Raw genomic sequence first — 16,809 nt, 5'->3', positions numbered from 1 at the left:
TCTCAGTAACGCAGCCAAAATTCATTCCGGATTTTCATACCCTGACTATACATGATCATTCTGCAAAATATTTTGCCTTGCATACGCAGAGACCGCAGATATGCCAGAAACTGTCACCACTGTCAGCATATATACCAAAACCGGACGCAGCCAAAAATAAATCTGACAGTTGCTGACTCCCAGACCTTCTGAACATTTTTTCAGAAGATCTGATACTGCCGGATGAAGAAGATAGATCAGGAAAGCATATTTTCTTCCGGTTTCCACCAGTACAGAGGGAAAATTTATTTCCCTTCCATATAAGATAAGCCACAGAAACAGACAGATCACTGCAACACAATTTCCTGTGTAAATTTCTCCTGCTCCCCGGAAAGCATATTCCATCATGCTGAGTGCCACACCGAAACTCATCCCTGCTTTCAATCCCCATTGCATCCATTGCTCCAGACGTTTGCATACTATCTTATCCTGATATTCATGGATCATCTGACCTGTAAGGAAAAAGCTCATTCCTGTAAACAGAAAGTTTCTGTATTCCATAGTGTGATAAAATCTGTCAAAAAAGACACAAAACTCCGCTCTCCATAAAAGTATTGCCAGCAATACAGGTGCCATACAATATGCAGCCTTACGCATTCTCCATTTTTCAATCAGGAGAGCAAGCAGATAACAGTAAATTAATGCAGGAAGAAACCATAAATGTGCTCTTACCGGAGAAGTACTGTTGTACACGAAAAATTCCTTCAGATGCTCTGTACTCACAAGCCCTTTTATCCATGTCCATACTCTCTCCCCATTCCAGGCTTTCATAAAACATTCCCAGATAAAATAAAACACAACTGAAACTGCAAAAAGCTTCATGATATGCAGGATTTTAGACAATATTCTTTTTGAGGCATTGCAATTTTGATAATAACAGAAATACCCGGATACCATAAAGAAAAACGGCACCGCACATCTTGCCAGTACTTTTACAAGCTGCCCGGCCTGTCCCGGAAAACTTACATGAATGCATACCACCAGGCACGCAGCAATGGCCTTTACAGCATCCAGACTTTTATTTCGCATTTGATTTCTCACCCACCTTTTTCTGTTGTTTCATCTATAGCAGCCGAACAATCCGTAAATGTCTGACCTGACATCATTTCAGTCAGACAGATAAAATCATCCGCTTCGCTGCTATAATATATCAAAGCGAACCACACATGTCAAACCTCAGGCAGATACAGAAGTCATCAGCCAGCTTCGGTCCACCCTTGCAAGGAGCCTGGCATTATGATAGGCCATTCTGAGAGTCAGGCAGGTACGCCCCAGATATTTGCTTCCGTCCGAAGTTTTCATACACGCCAGTGCAAGGTCGGGTTTTCCCGGATGACGGAGACAGATTGGGAGCAGCAGCTGGATTGAGTGATTATAATACTGTGGAATTGCCGTCCTGTAATCTGCCTCAAGCATTCTTTTTGTCTGTTTCAGCGCGCCGTCAAACAGCTGCATTTTCATGCTGCTGTCACGTACTTCCTTTGGAAGACGGGCAGCATTTTCCTCATCCCCGAAAATATGCTCGTACTGTGGAATTACCGGAAGTTTTGTATCAAACACAAGATCTGACGGATTTTCCACATAGCATGCCTTTTCCGGCAGACAGGTGATTCCTTCTTTTAACAAATAGTATTCTGTATAAAAGCCATCCAGAAACCAGGGCTGCCTGTCCGGGACCAGATTGGGAATAAAATACGCATAAATCGGCTGATAATAGTAATTAAAGAGTCCTGTATTAAATATGGCATAATTCTTTTTCTCCCACACCTTCTGTTCTTCATAAAGGCGTTTAAATGTATGTTCCAGGTATCCTTTCAGAATTCCGTTATCATCTGTATCCGAAAAGCTCCACTTCTCCGGCACCATCCTTGCCAGATTCTGAATCTGCCGATTATAGTCTCCGCAATAAGTAAAATCAAATAAATTAATCATCAGGCTCCTCCTGTCCCTGCACCTTTCATATTGTCATTACTGTTCTCTCTTAATATTTATTGTATTTTGGAAAAAATATGGCAGAACTGCCAGATTATGATTTGTATGAAAATCAGTTTTGATTGTTATTATTTAACATACCATAATTTCTGTCAAAAGACAAGGATTAGCATCCACCAAAAAATGTCAAAAATCACCATCTGACTTACCATTCAGCCAGTATAGTATTATCCATCCGGTAATACCTGATGCTTGTAGCCTGCCGGTCAGCTGTGTTATACTCTACACATATCAGCAATACGCAAATGCAGGCTGAACAACTGTTTCTATCCACATTTGCGGGCAAGACTATTTTTCTTAAAGAAGGTTTTACAATGAAAAAAGACGGCTACTACTCTTCCGGAGAATTTGCACGGATGGCACATGTAACACTCCGCACTATCCGCTATTATGACAAACAGAATATCCTCAAACCCTCCTATGTAACAGAATCCGGCGCACGTTTTTATACAGATGAGGATTTTGCAAGACTTTCCCAGATCCTGCTTCTGAAATATCTGGGTTTCTCCCTGGATGACATACGGGAAATGACCATTGACGACTCAGACTATCATTTTATGGAAAATTCCCTGAACATCCAGTTAAAGCTGGTACGTGACCGTATCGAGCAGATGCAGCTGGTGGAAAAGGCAATCCAGGATACCACAGATGCGATCCGCTCCCATCATGCCATAGACTGGAATCAGATGCTTGACCTGATCCACCTGACAGGCATGGAGAAAAGCATGAAAAATCAATACCAGAACGCCTCCAACATTTCCTCACGCATTAATCTGCACAGTCTGTATTCCCAGAATAAACAGGGATGGTTTCCATGGGTTTATGAGCAGTGTCAGATTCATCCGGGGATGCGTATCCTTGAACTTGGATGCGGCGACGGTGTTCTGTGGACACAGAATATTTCCAGCCTCCCCGGTAAAGTTTCCGTTACTCTTTCTGACCTTTCATCCGGAATGCTTCGTGATGCCAGACGTGCTATCGGACGCAAAGACAGCCGTTTTTCCTTCGAGGCATTTGACTGTGCAAGAATTCCTCATGAAGACAGAAGCTTTGATCTGGTCATTGCAAACCATGTTCTTTTTTACTGTGAAGATATCTCTGCTGTATGCAGCGAAATTCAACGTGTGCTCACTCCAGGCGGAAAACTGATCTGCAGTACCTATGGAAAAAAACACATGCAGGAAGTCAGCAGACTGGTCCGGGATTTTGACGACCGGATCGTTCTCTCCGCAGACAGACTCTATGAGCGTTTTGGCAGAGAAAACGGAGCAGATATCCTGGCACCGTATTTTTCCCGTATTTTCTGGGAAAGCTATGAGGACTCTCTTCTTGTCCCCGATGCAGAACCGCTGATTTCCTATATCCTCTCCTGCCATGGAAATCAGAATCAGTATCTTCTGGACAAATACAAAGATTTCCGTGGATTTGTATCGCGAAAGACAAAGGATGGGTTCTTTATTACCAAGGATGCCGGCATTTTTCTTTGTGAAAAATAACCAAAATTTAACTTTTTTGTAAAAAGCACTTGAAGGTGACCTAAGGTCACCTTTTATAATACAATCACCAGAGTCAGGATGATATCGTAACTCAGACTGACAATCCAGAAACCCGTTGAATTAGTATCGCAGTCGCCTGATGTTTTGCTTATCATTTACACATTTACACAGATAGATAGCTGACAAAATATCGCTCCGACCGCATACTGCCAATAACAAAGGAGAATACACATGAAAGGTATTATTTTAGCAGGCGGTTCCGGCACACGCCTTTATCCGCTTACAATGGTAACATCCAAACAGCTTCTGCCAATCTATGATAAACCCATGATCTACTATCCCATGTCTGTACTGATGAATGCAGGGATCCGCGATATCCTGATCATCTCTACTCCGCAGGATACTCCTCGTTTTGAGGAACTTCTTGGTGACGGACATCAGTTCGGTGTCCATCTCACCTATGCAGTACAGCCAAGTCCGGACGGACTTGCTCAGGCATTTATCATCGGCGAAGAATTTATCGGTGATGATACTGTTGCCATGGTTCTCGGCGATAATATCTTCGCAGGACATGGACTGAAGAAAAGACTGAAAGCTGCTGTAAAGAACGCAGAATCCGGCGAGGGTGCAACTGTTTTCGGATACTATGTAGATGATCCGGAGAGATTCGGTATTGTAGAATTTGACCATGAAGGCAAGGCTATCTCAATTGAAGAGAAACCAGAGCACCCGAAGAGCAACTACTGTGTCACAGGTTTATACTTCTATGACAATCGCGTCGTAGAGTATGCAAAAAATCTGAAACCAAGTGCCAGAGGCGAACTTGAGATCACAGATCTGAACCGCATCTATCTGGAAAAAGGCGAATTAAACGTAGAGCTTCTCGGACAGGGATTCACATGGCTGGATACAGGTACACACGAGAGCCTTGTGGAAGCTACCAACTTTGTAAAAACAATGGAAAGCCACCAGCACCGCAAAATCGGTTGCCTGGAAGAGATTGCATATCTCAATGGCTGGATTACAAAGGAAGATGTGCTGAAGGTTTATGAAATACTGAAGAAAAATCAGTATGGTCAGTACTTAAAAGACGTTCTGGACGGTAAATATCTGGATGTATTGCACTAACCGAAGCTTTTAGACCTGTACAAGCGAATTCGCAGTCAAGTGAGTGATATATCAAATTTTCAAACCGTTATTTGATATATCACCCGCCATGCAGCAAGGCGGATAATTTTATCTGCCTGACTCTATAACAGAATCTTACAGATATTCATATTATATATTTTTTAAGGAGAATCACTATGAACATTATCGTAACCGGCGGTGCCGGATTTATCGGAAGCAACTTTATTTTTCACATGTTAAAAAAATACCCGGATTACCGCATCATCTGTCTGGACTGTCTGACCTATGCAGGAAACCTTTCCACTCTTGCACCTGTCATGGACAACCCAAATTTCCGTTTCGTAAAAGAAAGCATCACCGACCGCGAAGCAGTTTACAAACTTTTTGAGGAAGAACACCCTGATATGGTTGTAAACTTCGCTGCAGAGAGTCACGTTGACCGCTCCATCGAAAACCCGGAAGTTTTCCTTACCACAAATATTATCGGTACTGCTGTTCTCATGGATGCATGCCGCAAATACGGTATCAAACGTTATCATCAGGTATCTACTGATGAAGTTTACGGAGATCTTCCATTAGACAGACCTGACCTGTTCTTCACAGAGGAAACTCCGATCCACACAAGCAGCCCTTACAGCTCTTCCAAGGCTTCTGCAGACCTTCTGGTACTGGCTTACCACAGAACCTACGGGCTGCCTGTATCTATCAGCCGCTGCTCCAACAACTACGGACCATATCATTTCCCGGAAAAACTGATTCCGTTAATGATCGCCAATGCATTAAATGACAAACCACTTCCGGTATACGGAACAGGCGAAAACGTTCGTGACTGGCTCTATGTAGAAGATCATTGCCGCGCAATCGACCTGATCATCCACAAAGGACGTGTAGGCGAAGTTTATAATGTAGGTGGTCACAACGAAATGACAAACATTGATATCGTTAAGATCATCTGTAAAGAGCTTGGCAAACCGGAAAGTCTGATCACATATGTAGCAGACCGTAAAGGTCATGATATGCGCTATGCTATTGATCCGACCAAAATCCACAACGAACTTGGCTGGTTACCGGAAACAAAATTTGCAGACGGTATCAAGAAGACCATCAAATGGTATCTGGATAACAAAGAATGGTGGGAAACGATCATCTCCGGTGAATACCAGAACTACTATGAAAAAATGTACGCAAACCGCGGGGAGGCATAATTTATGAGAATTTTTGTAACAGGTGTAGGCGGTCAGCTTGGACATGATGTTATGAACGAACTTGCGAAACGCGGCTATGAAGGTGTGGGAAGCGACATTGCTCCTTCCTACAGCGGAATCGCTGATGGCACTGCAGTTACCACAATGCCTTATGTTCAGATGGATATCACTGACAAAGCTTCTGTAGAAAAAGTCATTAAAGAAGCAAATGTTGATGCTGTGATCCACTGTGCTGCATGGACAGCTGTAGATGCTGCCGAAGATGAAGAGAATCAGCCGAAGGTCCGTCTGGTAAATGTAACCGGAACTCAGAATATTGCTGATGTGTGCAAAGAGCTTGACATCAAGATGCTGTATCTGTCCACTGATTATGTATTCGATGGTCAGGGAACCACTCCATGGGAGCCTGACTGCAAGGACTATAAACCATTAAATGTCTATGGACAGACAAAGCTGGACGGTGAACTTGCCGTATCCGGCACAGTTGATAAGTTCTTTATCGTCCGTATTGCATGGGTATTCGGCAAAAACGGCAAGAACTTTATCAAAACCATGATCAACCTCGGAAAAACTCATGATACTCTCTCCGTAGTCAATGACCAGATCGGTACACCTACTTATACCTACGACCTGGCAAGACTTCTGGTAGATATGATCGAAACTGAAAAATACGGTTATTATCATGCAACCAATGAGGGCGGATATATCAGCTGGTATGATTTCACAAAAGAAATCTTCCGTCAGGCCGCTGCCATGGGACACCCGGAATATCTCCCGGAAAACATGACAGTCAACTCCGTCACAACTGCAGAGTATGGCGCTTCCAAAGCAGCCAGACCGTTTAACAGCCGCCTGGATAAGAGCAAACTGACAGCCAATGGTTTCACACCACTCCCCACCTGGCAGGATGCACTTGGACGGTATCTGAAAGAACTGGATTTCTAAATAAAAAAATCCGGCAGGACACCCAAATGACAGGTGTTTTGCCGGTTTTTTTATTCTTCTCTATGCAGTTTTCTTCTTCTGCGCTGTCTGCCATACGCAGCATCCCACGATCAGAAGTATTCCCACAACATCAGTCATCAGTGACGGATCGATCAGCATCAGTCCACCTGCTGCCATTAAGACACGAACCGGTACAGACATTTTCACTGACAGGAAGCCTTCCAGTGAGGAGGACAATCCAAACACACCGATCAGTGAGGTGATAAAGATCTGAACAACCTTAAGCGGTGTGGTATCGATCAGCAGCATTGCCGGATTGAAGCAGAATACATAAGGTACGATAAATACTGCGATAGCCAGCTTAGAGGCTGTAAATGCAGTCTTCATCGGATTGGCCTTCGCTATGGCTGAACCTGCGTAGGCAGCCAGCGCTACCGGCGGTGTGATATCTGCAACAATACCAAAGTAAAATACAAAGAAATGAGCTGCCAGTGTAGGTACTCCCATACGTACCAGGATCGGAGCACAGGTTGCTGCCATGATACAGTAATTGGCAGTGGTAGGTACACCCATACCAAGTACGATACAGCACAGCATAGTCAGAAGCAGTGCAATGATCAGTTTTCCGTTTGCAACACTGATGATTCCGTTGATCAGGTCATTGGCAAGTCCTGTCATGGTGATGGAACCGGAAATGATTCCTGCAACACCGCAGGCTACTGCTACGGAGATAACACCTCTTCCTCCTGCTTCCAGCGCATCAATACATTTGGTAACACTGATTCTGTTTTCTTTGTCAAAAAGACTTACGATAACAGAAAGAACGATTGCATAGCTGGCAGCCTTCTGCATGGTCATATAGTTTCCGGACACCCAGATTACCAGCATGACCAGAGGTAATAACAGATAGATTTTACGGATCAGAAGCTTAAATACCGGAAGTTTTTCCTTCGGAATTCCGGAAAGTCCTAATTTCTTTGCTTCCAGATGTACAGAAATAAAGATTCCTGTAAAGTACAACAATGCCGGCAGAATCGCCCTGACAATAATGTTGGAGTACGGTACACCCACAAAATCTGCCATAAGGAATGCGGCAGCTCCCATGATCGGAGGCATGATCTGTCCACCTGTGGAAGAAGCAGCTTCTACTGCTCCGGCAAATTCCGGTTTGTAGCCTGTGTCCTTCATCATCGGGATTGTAACAGAACCGGTTGTTACTGTGTTACCTACAGAAGAACCGGATACCATTCCGCAGAGTGCAGAACTGATAACCGCTACCTTTGCCGGTCCACCTGCATATTTTCCTGCAATGCAGTTAGCCAGCTGAATAAAGAAGTTGGAGATTCCTGTTCTCTCCAGAAACGCACCGAAAATAATAAATACCACAATATATTTAGAGCATACATTTACAGGTGTGGAGAAAATACCCTCTTTTGTGTAGAAAAGATTCCGCACCAGGAATTTCACTCTTCCCAAAAATGCCGGATTGGTAAGCCCTACAGCCAGTGCATAGATCAGGAAAAAACCTGCCACAAACAGGATCGGCAGGCCCACGCATCGTCTGGTAAGCTCGATCAGTGCAGCAATACCGATAATACCGATCACAATCTGATAAGGGGCAAATCTGGTACCCTGATTGATGATCTGATTTGCAGAAAAAGTAAAATACAGAAAAGCACCTGTGCCTGCGATCATAAAAATAATATCGCCAATCGGCATGTAGTTTTCTCTGATATCTCCTTTTTTCGCCGGATAGGTAAGAAATCCGATAAGAATGATCAGCCCCAGAAAAGAAGTCAGTCGGATTTCCTCCAGGAAGGTTGCAAATAAGGTAACATAGATACACCACAGAGAAAAGGCAACCAGCAGGCCGCGTACAGCCAGCTTATATTTGCCGGTCCACACACGAATATTGGATTCGCGGTCGTATTTCTTCATTACTGCATCTACATCTGCTGTGCTCATGTTCTCAGAACCAGCCTGCCCTTCCGGGGATGTGTTTGCTTTTTTTATCTTATTTTCTTTCATCCTGACTATTCCCCTTTCGTATCCACTGTAATTCCATGCTCTGCATAATAACGCGCCGCACCCTTATGGAAAGGAATGGTCATACCGGAAGTAGCGTTTTCCAGAGAAAGCTCCGCTCCTTTTGCATTCTCAGCAGAAATCTCGTCTGCATGGTCAAAAATTGCCGCAGTCATATCATAAACTGTATCCTCATCCAGAGATTCGGACACTACGATCGTCGCCTTGACTGTGATGGTTTCTACAGGCTCATCCTGTCCCGGATAGGTTCCTGCCGGAATCTGGTAGGATGTATAATATGGACAGTCACTCAGGATCGAATCCCTGATCGCGCCATCAATATTGATCATATAGACACCATTGGTAGTTGCAAGCTCTGTGATAGCTGTTGTAGGTGCACCTGCAACAATAAACGCAGCATCAATTTTTCCATCCTTCAAAGATTCCTTGCTGTCCTCAAAAGACAGATACTGGGGATGGATATCATCCAGGGTAATGCCGCCTGCATTTAAAACATCCAGAGCATTGAAATATACACCGGAGTTTGCCGCACCGATAGATACGCTCTTGCCCTTCAGATCTTCCACTGTCTTAATGTCAGGATCCATGGTAAACAGCTGGACAGTCTCTGCATACAGGCCGCCCAGAGTCCTGAAATCATGGGTTGCACCGTCCTGTTCAAATGCTCTTACACCGTCCCATGCATAGGCCATTACATCTGACTGGACAAATCCAAGCTGAAAATCTCCGTCCTGTACTGACTGCAGGTTCGCTTTGGAACCACCTGTAGAAACCGCTGTAACCTTTACATTTGTATTATTGGTAATATACTGGGCCAGTACACCACCGTAGGAATAATACGTTCCCGCCGTACCGCCGGTACCGAACGTCAGACGTTCTTTACTTTGTCCGCAGCCGCTCAGAAGGCTGACTGCAAGTGCAAGAGTCAAAACAAGGCCAACAATCCTGCCAGCTTTTCTCCTGCCTCTGAAAAGCTCTTTGTTTCTCATAAATCCATCTCCTTCAGGTACATAATATTTTGAATTATAACATATTTTTTCAAAAAATGATAATCTTTATTGAACAATCTTACAAAAAACGTTACAATAAAAGAAAAACATGGATAACAAAATAAATAACAACCCAATGGAGGTATCTATTATGTCCGAAAGAAAATACCCTGTCATCACAATCAGCCGGGAGTTTGGTGCCGGGGGACACAGTATTGCAAGAGTAGTTTCAGAAAGGCTTGGTATCCCATATTACGATCGGGATTTTGCAAAACAGGCTGCTGCCAGAAGCGGATATTCCCAGGAGGATATTGATCGTGAGGGTGAAAATCTGAGCCGCAGCGCCAGACTTCTGGACAACATTCTGAATAACTCTGCAGGTTATTTCAGTTCCCATGATGCTATTTACCAGGCTCAGAAAGAGCTGATCCTTCAGTTCGCAGCAGAACAGGACTGTATTATTATCGGCCGCTGTTCCAATCTTATCCTGCGAAATGCCGGTATTCCCAGTCTGGATATTTTCCTTCATGCAGATGTGAATCTCCGCACAGAACATATTCAGAAATTAGGCTTAAACGGAAAGGAAGATCCCAGGAAATATCTCACCAAAATGGACAACCTGCGTGAAACCTATTTCAAAACCTATACAAAACATGAGCTTGGCACTTATCACGATTATGACCTGTGTCTGGATACCGGAACCCTTGGATACGATAACTGTATTGAGATTATCACTTCACTTGCAAAACAGCAGGGGTTGAATCTGAAGCATCAGTAGAAGGACCGCTGCAAGCTGTAAAACAGCAACAAGGCTGTGGCAATCAGAAAATCTGTGCCACAGCCTCTTTACTTCAGTCCTTTTAATAGTTGTTTCTAAATTTCTTTTATTTTACAAACTCATCCAGAGAACTGATCTGGATTCCTTCTTTTACAAAAGCCTCTCTGATTTTTTCCACAAACGCCAGAGCCTTGGCTCCGTCTCCATGAACGCAGACAGAATCTGCCTGAATATCAATATCTTTTCCTGTAATTGCAGTAATCTTTTTCTCTTTGACCATACGGATCACCCTGACAATAGCCTCATTTTCATCAGTGATCACAGCACCTTCCTTACGTCTGTTTACCAGAGTACCATCTTCTTCATAGGCGCGGTCTGCAAAAACCTCCATAGCTGTACGCAGGCCCATATCCTGAGCAGCCTTTGCCAGCTGTCCGCCGGAAAGAGCAAGTACGATCAGACTGCTGTCAAATTCTTTGATTGCCTCACAGATCGCAGTAGAAAGGGCATAGTCCTCTGCAGCCATATTATATAAGGCTCCATGAGGCTTTACATGCTGCATTTTTACACCGGTTACTCTGCAGAATGCATCCAGTGCACCCAGCTGATAAAGCACATATGCTTTTGCCTCTGCAGGGGAAACACTCAGATTTCTTCTTCCGAAGCCCATCAGATCAGGAAAACCCGGATGTGCTCCTATACGAATTCCCGCTTCCTTTGCCATTGCCAGCGTATTTCCCATAACTACCGGATCTGAAGCATGATAACCGCAGGCTACATTTGCAGAAGAGATCAGCGGAATGACCTTATCATCATTACCGATTTTATAGTTTCCAAAACTTTCTCCCAGATCACTGTTTAAATCTACTGTATACATTTACCTTACCTCTTTTCTATTTATTTCCCAGAGCGTGTTTGAAAAATCACTCCCTCAATCCGTATACAGGATCCTTACCTACAATCTTATCCCTTAATTTTCAGTACATTCTCAATAAATCCCGTATCTGCCTTTCCGTCGCAGAATACCTGATTCTTCATAATCTGATACTGGAAATCAAGGTTTGTCTCCACACCCATGACCACCATCTCATCCAGCGCAGAGCGCATTTTCTGCAGGGCAGCCTCTCTGTCAGGTGCATGAACGATTACCTTCGCAATCATGGAATCATACTCTGACGGAATCTTATAGCCTGTATAAAGGGCAGTATCCACCCGGACTCCGTTGCCTGCCGGAAGATGCATATGCTGTACTACTCCGGGACTTGGCATGAAATTTTTCTCAGGAATCTCTGCGTTGATACGGCATTCAATAGCATGTCCTTTAATTCGGATATCTTCCTGTTTAAAGCTTAACTCCTCTCCCATAGCCACACGAATCTGCTCAATGATCAGATCTGTGCCTGTAACCATCTCTGTTACTCCATGCTCCACCTGGATTCTGGTATTCATTTCCATGAAATAGAAGTTGCCTTTAGGGTCTACGATAAATTCAATCGTTCCTGCATTGGTATAACCTACTGTTTTCGCAGCAAGAACTGCATATTCATTCATTTTCCTGCGAGTTTCTTCATCAATGGCAGGGGACGGGGATTCCTCGATCAGCTTCTGATGATTTCTCTGTACCGAACAGTCACGTTCTCCCAGTGCCACCACATTTCCATGACTGTCTGCCATAATCTGGATCTCCACATGGCGGGGATTTTCTACAAAACGTTCAATGTACATGGTATCATCCCCAAAAGCATTGGCTGATTCTCTCTGTGCCATATTAAACTGAAATTCAAATTCATCCTCATTGGCAGCCACACGCATTCCCTTGCCACCACCGCCTGAGGAAGCCTTGATCATAACCGGATATCCAATCTCTTCAGCCAGTTTTTTACCTGTTTCTGCATCGTATACAGGTTCCTTTGTTCCCGGTACAACCGGTACCCCGGCATCCATCATGGTTTTACGGGCATGGGATTTATTTCCCATCTTATCGATCACATCCGCATCCGGTCCGATAAAGGTAATTCCGTTTTCTTTGCATTTGCGGACAAACTCACTGTTTTCTGAAAGAAAGCCAAAACCGGGATGGATAGCATCTGCTCCCATATTTTCTGCTGCAGCAATGATCCGGTCCATGTTCAGGTAGCTGTTTCTGGCAGGACCTTCTCCGATACAGATACGCTGGTCTGCCAGCTGTACATGAAGGCTCTTAGCATCTTCTTTTGAATAAACAGCTACACTTCGGATCCCCAGATTCCTGCAGGCACGTATGATCCGAACTGCAATCTCCCCACGGTTGGCGATCAAAATTTTATTAAACAATATGAAAGCCTCCTTATCCTACAGTCTCTTAACACGGAACAGAGGCTGTCCATATTCTACTTTCTGTTCATTACTTACCAGAACTGCTTCAATCTCACAGTCATAGTCACTCTGGATCTCATTCATAAGCTTCATAGCTTCCAGAATACACACTGTCTGTCCTGCTTTTACCTGATCTCCCACCTTTACAAAAGCAGGTACATCCGGAGCAGATGCAGAATAGAAGGTTCCTACGATAGGAGAAGTGATAAACAGACTTTCCTCCTCTTCTTCCTCTGCTTTTTCCACAATTGTATTCACAGGTGCAGATGCAGCCACAGGAACTCCCGCTGCAACTACAGGAGGATGATCCAGCTTGCTCATTGTAATCTTTACATCCTTGTCCTTATATGTGAATTCATTAAGGGATGAATCCTCAATAATCTTTACCAGTCCTTCAATCTTCTCTAAATCCATCAAACATTATCCTTTCTGTCTATTTTATATTATTTTTTACGGTTATTCTTCAAACAGCTTGCGCAGTCTCTTTGCCACCAGACGGCAATCCAGAACCTCTTTACATGGCTGATGAATGATCTTTCTCAGTCCGTCAAGTTCTTTCATTTCCTCAACATAAAGAGCCTGAGCCTCCTGTACGGTAATTGCCTTGAAATGTATCTTATCATCTGTTTTTCTCTGTACCAGCTTGGGAATATCCACAGATGCCACTGTGGCAATTTTCCCATAACCGCCCGTTGTCTGACGGTCAGCCAGCAGAATGATAGGTTTACCATGGGAAGGTACCTGTATAGCCCCAAATGCGATTCCGTCGGAAATAATATCCGAAGTCTTCTTAGGAGCAATAAACGGTCCCTCCAGCCTGCAGCCCATACGGTCAAATTCATTTGTCACTGTATACTCACTGCCCAGGAAAGTCTTGATGCCCTGTTTGCTGAACATACCATCCTGCGGTCCCATTACTACCCGCAGTGTTGCTTCTGTCTGATCAAACTCATCCATATCAAGCTTTCGGGAAAGGAAAAACGGCAGATAACGTCTCTTAATACGAAATCCGATATAATCGTCCGCTTCCAGTTTTCTTCCCTTAAATCCGCCCAGACCACTCTTTAAATTGGTGCATCGGCTTCCCATCACTACCGGAATATCCAGATAACTGGAAAAAGCAATATAACCTCTGCTTCCCGTTCTGGCGCTTCCAAATTTCAATACATCTCCCTTATTCATATACAGGGCTGTATACATGGGAGCCGGCTCTCCATTAATGGTTGGCTGGAAATCTCCGCCTGTGATTGCAATGATAGTAGCTGATGTAAATTCAAGGGTTGGGCCTATCAGCGTTATCTCCAATACTGCCTCATTCTCCGGATTATCCAGAAGAAGATTGGCTATTTTGAATGAACGGACATCCATGACTCCTGCCACACTGAATCCCTGACTCTGATATCCATAACGCCCCAGATCCTGAACCGTTGTCATCATTCCGCCTTTTAATATACGAATTCCCATTTTATGCCTCCTCATGAACGGTGCACTGGTATTCGCCACGTTCTACTAATTCTCTGATCCGTTTGTACTCATCTTCATCGATCGGTACAAAACGGATATAATCTCCTGCCTCTACCAGAATCGGGATTTCACGGTCCGGATCATAGGTTTTTACAGGTGTCATTCCCATCAGCTGCCATCCTCCCGGAGAATCCAGAGGATAAATCCCTGTCTGGGAACCACCGATTCCCACACTTCCTGCATTGATCTTGATTCTGGGATTTGCAAGACGGGGTGTATGGATCCTTTCATCCAGCCCGCCCAGATAACAAAAGCCCGGAAGAAAACCAAGCATATAGATCAGGTAATCTCTGGAAGAATGAATCTTTATTACTTCCTCTACGGAAAGTCCGGCATGTTCTGCAATATTCTCAATATCCGGACCATATTCTCCTCCATAGCATACAGGGATCTCATAAACTTTTCTGCATCCTTCACCTGCTGTAACTTCCATCTTTAACAGAATTTCCAGTCTTTTTTTCAGGTCATCGTAGGAAATCACACGCGGGTCATAATTAACCAGCAAAGAACAGAACGCAGGGATCATATCTACAACTCCCTCTATATGCTGTTCTTTCATAAGCTGTACAGTGGCAGTGATCTTCCGGTTGATCTCCGGACTGATCTCTTTGCCAAATTCAACCAGAACAGAAGAATCACCTTCTGTTAAAATTCTAATGTCCGGCATAATCTGCTCCTCTTTTCTTAATCTTTTCGCCATGTCTTTTTATCTGCTTCTTTCTGCATCACATGGCTGTTAATGAACCAAAAAGGTGTAACCTGGACGATCACACCTTTTTGACATACTCTCCAGTCTGAAAACCGGATACATTTTCCTCAATTATAACAATGTACCGATCTTAGATACAAATGTAGTCACACCGAGGTATGCTGTAAGAATTACCACGATCACTCCAAGAATGGTAAGTACTACCGGATGATGATAATTCTCTCCCATAATAGATTTCTTATGTGCAGCGATCAGACAGATTGCCAGGGTGATCGGAAGGATCAGACCATTCACAGCACCTGCAAGTACAAGAAGTACTGCCGGATTTCCAAGGATAAACATAATGGCTGTAGAAATAATGATAAATCCGATGATCACTTTATTTTCATTTTCCTCGATAGACTTGCTGAAAGTCTTCAGGAAGGAAACTGAAGTATAAGCTGCACCGATAATGGATGTGATTGCTGCGCACAGAAGAACCAGACCTGCAAAACGGTATCCGATTTCACCAGCCCCCTGCTTGAAGGCGTCTGCTGCAGGATTTGCAGCATCCAGTGTTACGCCCTTGACAACAACGCCCAGAACAGCCAGAAACAGGAAAATACGAACAATCGTAGCAATGATCATACCCATAACAGAACTCTTGTTGATCTCTTTCAGGTTCTTCTCGCCTGTAATTCCTGCATCAATCAGACGATGTGCGCCGGAGAAAGTGATATATCCTCCAACAGTACCTCCCAAAAGTGTAAGGATTGCAGGAATCAGATTTGTGGCACCGGCTTCCGGTACAAATGTATTCTTCAATGCACTTCCTACCGGTGGTTTTACCACAATGATCACAACAAAGATTACGATAATCATAATGGCACCCAGTACCTTGGTAATAGTATCCATGGCACTTTTGGCATTTTTCAGCACAAATACCAGGATTGCCAAAAGACCTGCCAGTATGTAACCAACTTTGGTAGGTATTCCAAGCAATGTGTTAAAACCAAGTGCTCCGCCACCTACGTTTCCGATATTAAATACCAGACCACCGAATACGATCAGTATCGATACCAGATATCCCAGTCCCGGAAGTACCTTATTGGAAACATCCTGACCACGAAGTCCGGTCACACAAAGCACACGCCAGATATTCAGCTGTGCAATGGCTGCAAGGATTACGGAAACCAGGATAACAAATCCAAAACTTTCCTGATACTGTCCGGTAAAGGTTGCTGTCTGTGTCAGGAATCCTGGTCCGATTGCAGATGTGGCCATCAGAAACGCTGCGCCAAGTAAGGCTCCGCCACTCTTTTTCTTTTCGCTCATTTTTATTGCCTCCTTTTCATGTTATTATCGCACATTATACTAAAAAATGAATATTTACACAAGCAAAAATTATTTTGATAACTTTTGATGTCGAATTTTTGTTACTGTTCACTGGTAATATCCCGCGAGGTGTTTTTTGTGAGCGAAGGTCACAGAAAACCCGAGACATACTGCGCGAATTTATGCGATTAGCATAAATTCTGTGCATCGCGAAGCGTGTTGCTGAGAACGGAGTGAACCAATGGTATTTAGATAAATAAAGCATATTCCGGAGATTACTTGACATTTA

General features: G+C 43.8%; 15 protein-coding genes. 5 read left to right on the top strand and 10 right to left on the bottom strand.

Annotation, left to right across the window (positions count from 1 at the left end):
- Nucleotides 1-45 precede the first annotated feature (45 nt).
- Both LI074_RS13375 and LI074_RS13370 read right to left on the bottom strand, forming a co-directional pair.
- Nucleotides 46-1,068 (bottom strand): acyltransferase, encoded by a 1,023-nt coding sequence (locus LI074_RS13375; protein WP_173697828.1) that lies wholly within the window; start codon nt 1,066-1,068, stop codon nt 46-48.
- Nucleotides 1,069-1,215: 147 nt separating this feature from the next.
- On the bottom strand, nt 1,216-1,971 hold the full coding sequence (locus LI074_RS13370; RefSeq protein ID WP_020993689.1) for a DUF3825 domain-containing protein: 756 nt from the start codon (nt 1,969-1,971) through the stop codon (nt 1,216-1,218).
- Between the two features lie 374 nt (nt 1,972-2,345).
- Between LI074_RS13370 and LI074_RS13365 the strand changes: the two genes are divergently transcribed.
- The 4 genes from LI074_RS13365 (at nt 2,346) to rfbD (ending at nt 6,805) form a co-directional block, all read left to right on the top strand.
- A complete protein-coding gene (locus LI074_RS13365; RefSeq protein WP_161276217.1) occupies nt 2,346-3,527 on the top strand; it encodes a MerR family transcriptional regulator in 1,182 nt (393 codons plus the stop codon).
- A gap of 231 nt (nt 3,528-3,758) precedes the next feature.
- Complete coding sequence (gene rfbA, locus LI074_RS13360; protein ID WP_022380581.1) at nt 3,759-4,655, top strand: glucose-1-phosphate thymidylyltransferase RfbA; 897 nt, start codon at nt 3,759-3,761, stop codon at nt 4,653-4,655.
- A 176-nt stretch (nt 4,656-4,831) separates the two neighbouring features.
- On the top strand, nt 4,832-5,860 hold the full coding sequence (rfbB, locus tag LI074_RS13355; protein ID WP_025577226.1) for a dTDP-glucose 4,6-dehydratase: 1,029 nt from the start codon (nt 4,832-4,834) through the stop codon (nt 5,858-5,860).
- Between the two features lie 3 nt (nt 5,861-5,863).
- The gene (gene rfbD, locus LI074_RS13350) at nt 5,864-6,805 is read left to right on the top strand and encodes a dTDP-4-dehydrorhamnose reductase (protein WP_025577224.1); all 942 of its coding nucleotides are present in this window, start codon (nt 5,864-5,866) and stop codon (nt 6,803-6,805) included.
- A gap of 60 nt (nt 6,806-6,865) precedes the next feature.
- Here the strand turns inward: rfbD and LI074_RS13345 are convergent, their stop codons facing one another.
- Both LI074_RS13345 and LI074_RS13340 read right to left on the bottom strand, forming a co-directional pair.
- Nucleotides 6,866-8,833, bottom strand: a complete 1,968-nt coding sequence (locus tag LI074_RS13345) for a TRAP transporter permease (RefSeq protein ID WP_008707539.1) — start codon at nt 8,831-8,833, stop codon at nt 6,866-6,868.
- Nucleotides 8,834-8,838: 5 nt separating this feature from the next.
- Nucleotides 8,839-9,840 carry a TAXI family TRAP transporter solute-binding subunit gene (locus LI074_RS13340; protein WP_008707541.1) on the bottom strand — a complete coding sequence of 334 codons (1,002 nt, stop codon included), beginning with the start codon at nt 9,838-9,840 and terminating at the stop codon, nt 8,839-8,841.
- Nucleotides 9,841-9,991: 151 nt separating this feature from the next.
- Between LI074_RS13340 and LI074_RS13335 the strand changes: the two genes are divergently transcribed.
- On the top strand, nt 9,992-10,618 hold the full coding sequence (locus LI074_RS13335; protein WP_008707544.1) for a cytidylate kinase-like family protein: 627 nt from the start codon (nt 9,992-9,994) through the stop codon (nt 10,616-10,618).
- 106 nt (nt 10,619-10,724) lie between these two features.
- Here the strand turns inward: LI074_RS13335 and LI074_RS13330 are convergent, their stop codons facing one another.
- The 6 genes from LI074_RS13330 to LI074_RS13305 form a co-directional block, all read right to left on the bottom strand.
- Complete coding sequence (locus LI074_RS13330) at nt 10,725-11,495, bottom strand: LamB/YcsF family protein (protein ID WP_144136583.1); 771 nt, start codon at nt 11,493-11,495, stop codon at nt 10,725-10,727.
- Nucleotides 11,496-11,581: 86 nt separating this feature from the next.
- Nucleotides 11,582-12,931 (bottom strand): acetyl-CoA carboxylase biotin carboxylase subunit, encoded by a 1,350-nt coding sequence (gene accC / locus LI074_RS13325; RefSeq protein WP_008707547.1) that lies wholly within the window; start codon nt 12,929-12,931, stop codon nt 11,582-11,584.
- Nucleotides 12,932-12,949: 18 nt separating this feature from the next.
- Nucleotides 12,950-13,387: an acetyl-CoA carboxylase biotin carboxyl carrier protein gene (gene accB, locus LI074_RS13320; RefSeq protein WP_008707550.1), complete on the bottom strand. Its 438-nt coding sequence runs from the start codon at nt 13,385-13,387 to the stop codon at nt 12,950-12,952.
- Nucleotides 13,388-13,429: 42 nt separating this feature from the next.
- Nucleotides 13,430-14,437 carry a biotin-dependent carboxyltransferase family protein gene (locus tag LI074_RS13315; RefSeq protein WP_020993688.1) on the bottom strand — a complete coding sequence of 336 codons (1,008 nt, stop codon included), beginning with the start codon at nt 14,435-14,437 and terminating at the stop codon, nt 13,430-13,432.
- A 1-nt stretch (nt 14,438) separates the two neighbouring features.
- A complete protein-coding gene (gene pxpB, locus LI074_RS13310; RefSeq protein WP_020993687.1) occupies nt 14,439-15,164 on the bottom strand; it encodes a 5-oxoprolinase subunit PxpB in 726 nt (241 codons plus the stop codon).
- A gap of 153 nt (nt 15,165-15,317) precedes the next feature.
- The gene (locus LI074_RS13305) at nt 15,318-16,520 is read right to left on the bottom strand and encodes an NRAMP family divalent metal transporter (protein ID WP_008707553.1); all 1,203 of its coding nucleotides are present in this window, start codon (nt 16,518-16,520) and stop codon (nt 15,318-15,320) included.
- Nucleotides 16,521-16,809 lie beyond the last annotated feature (289 nt).

This window comes from Blautia sp. MSK18_10 (genome assembly GCF_020553185.1).
In the GTDB taxonomy this organism is placed as follows: domain Bacteria; phylum Bacillota; class Clostridia; order Lachnospirales; family Lachnospiraceae; genus Blautia_A; species Blautia_A wexlerae.
The sequence above is the reverse complement of the archived record's forward strand: the minus strand, read 5'-3'. Positions and strand labels throughout refer to the sequence as shown.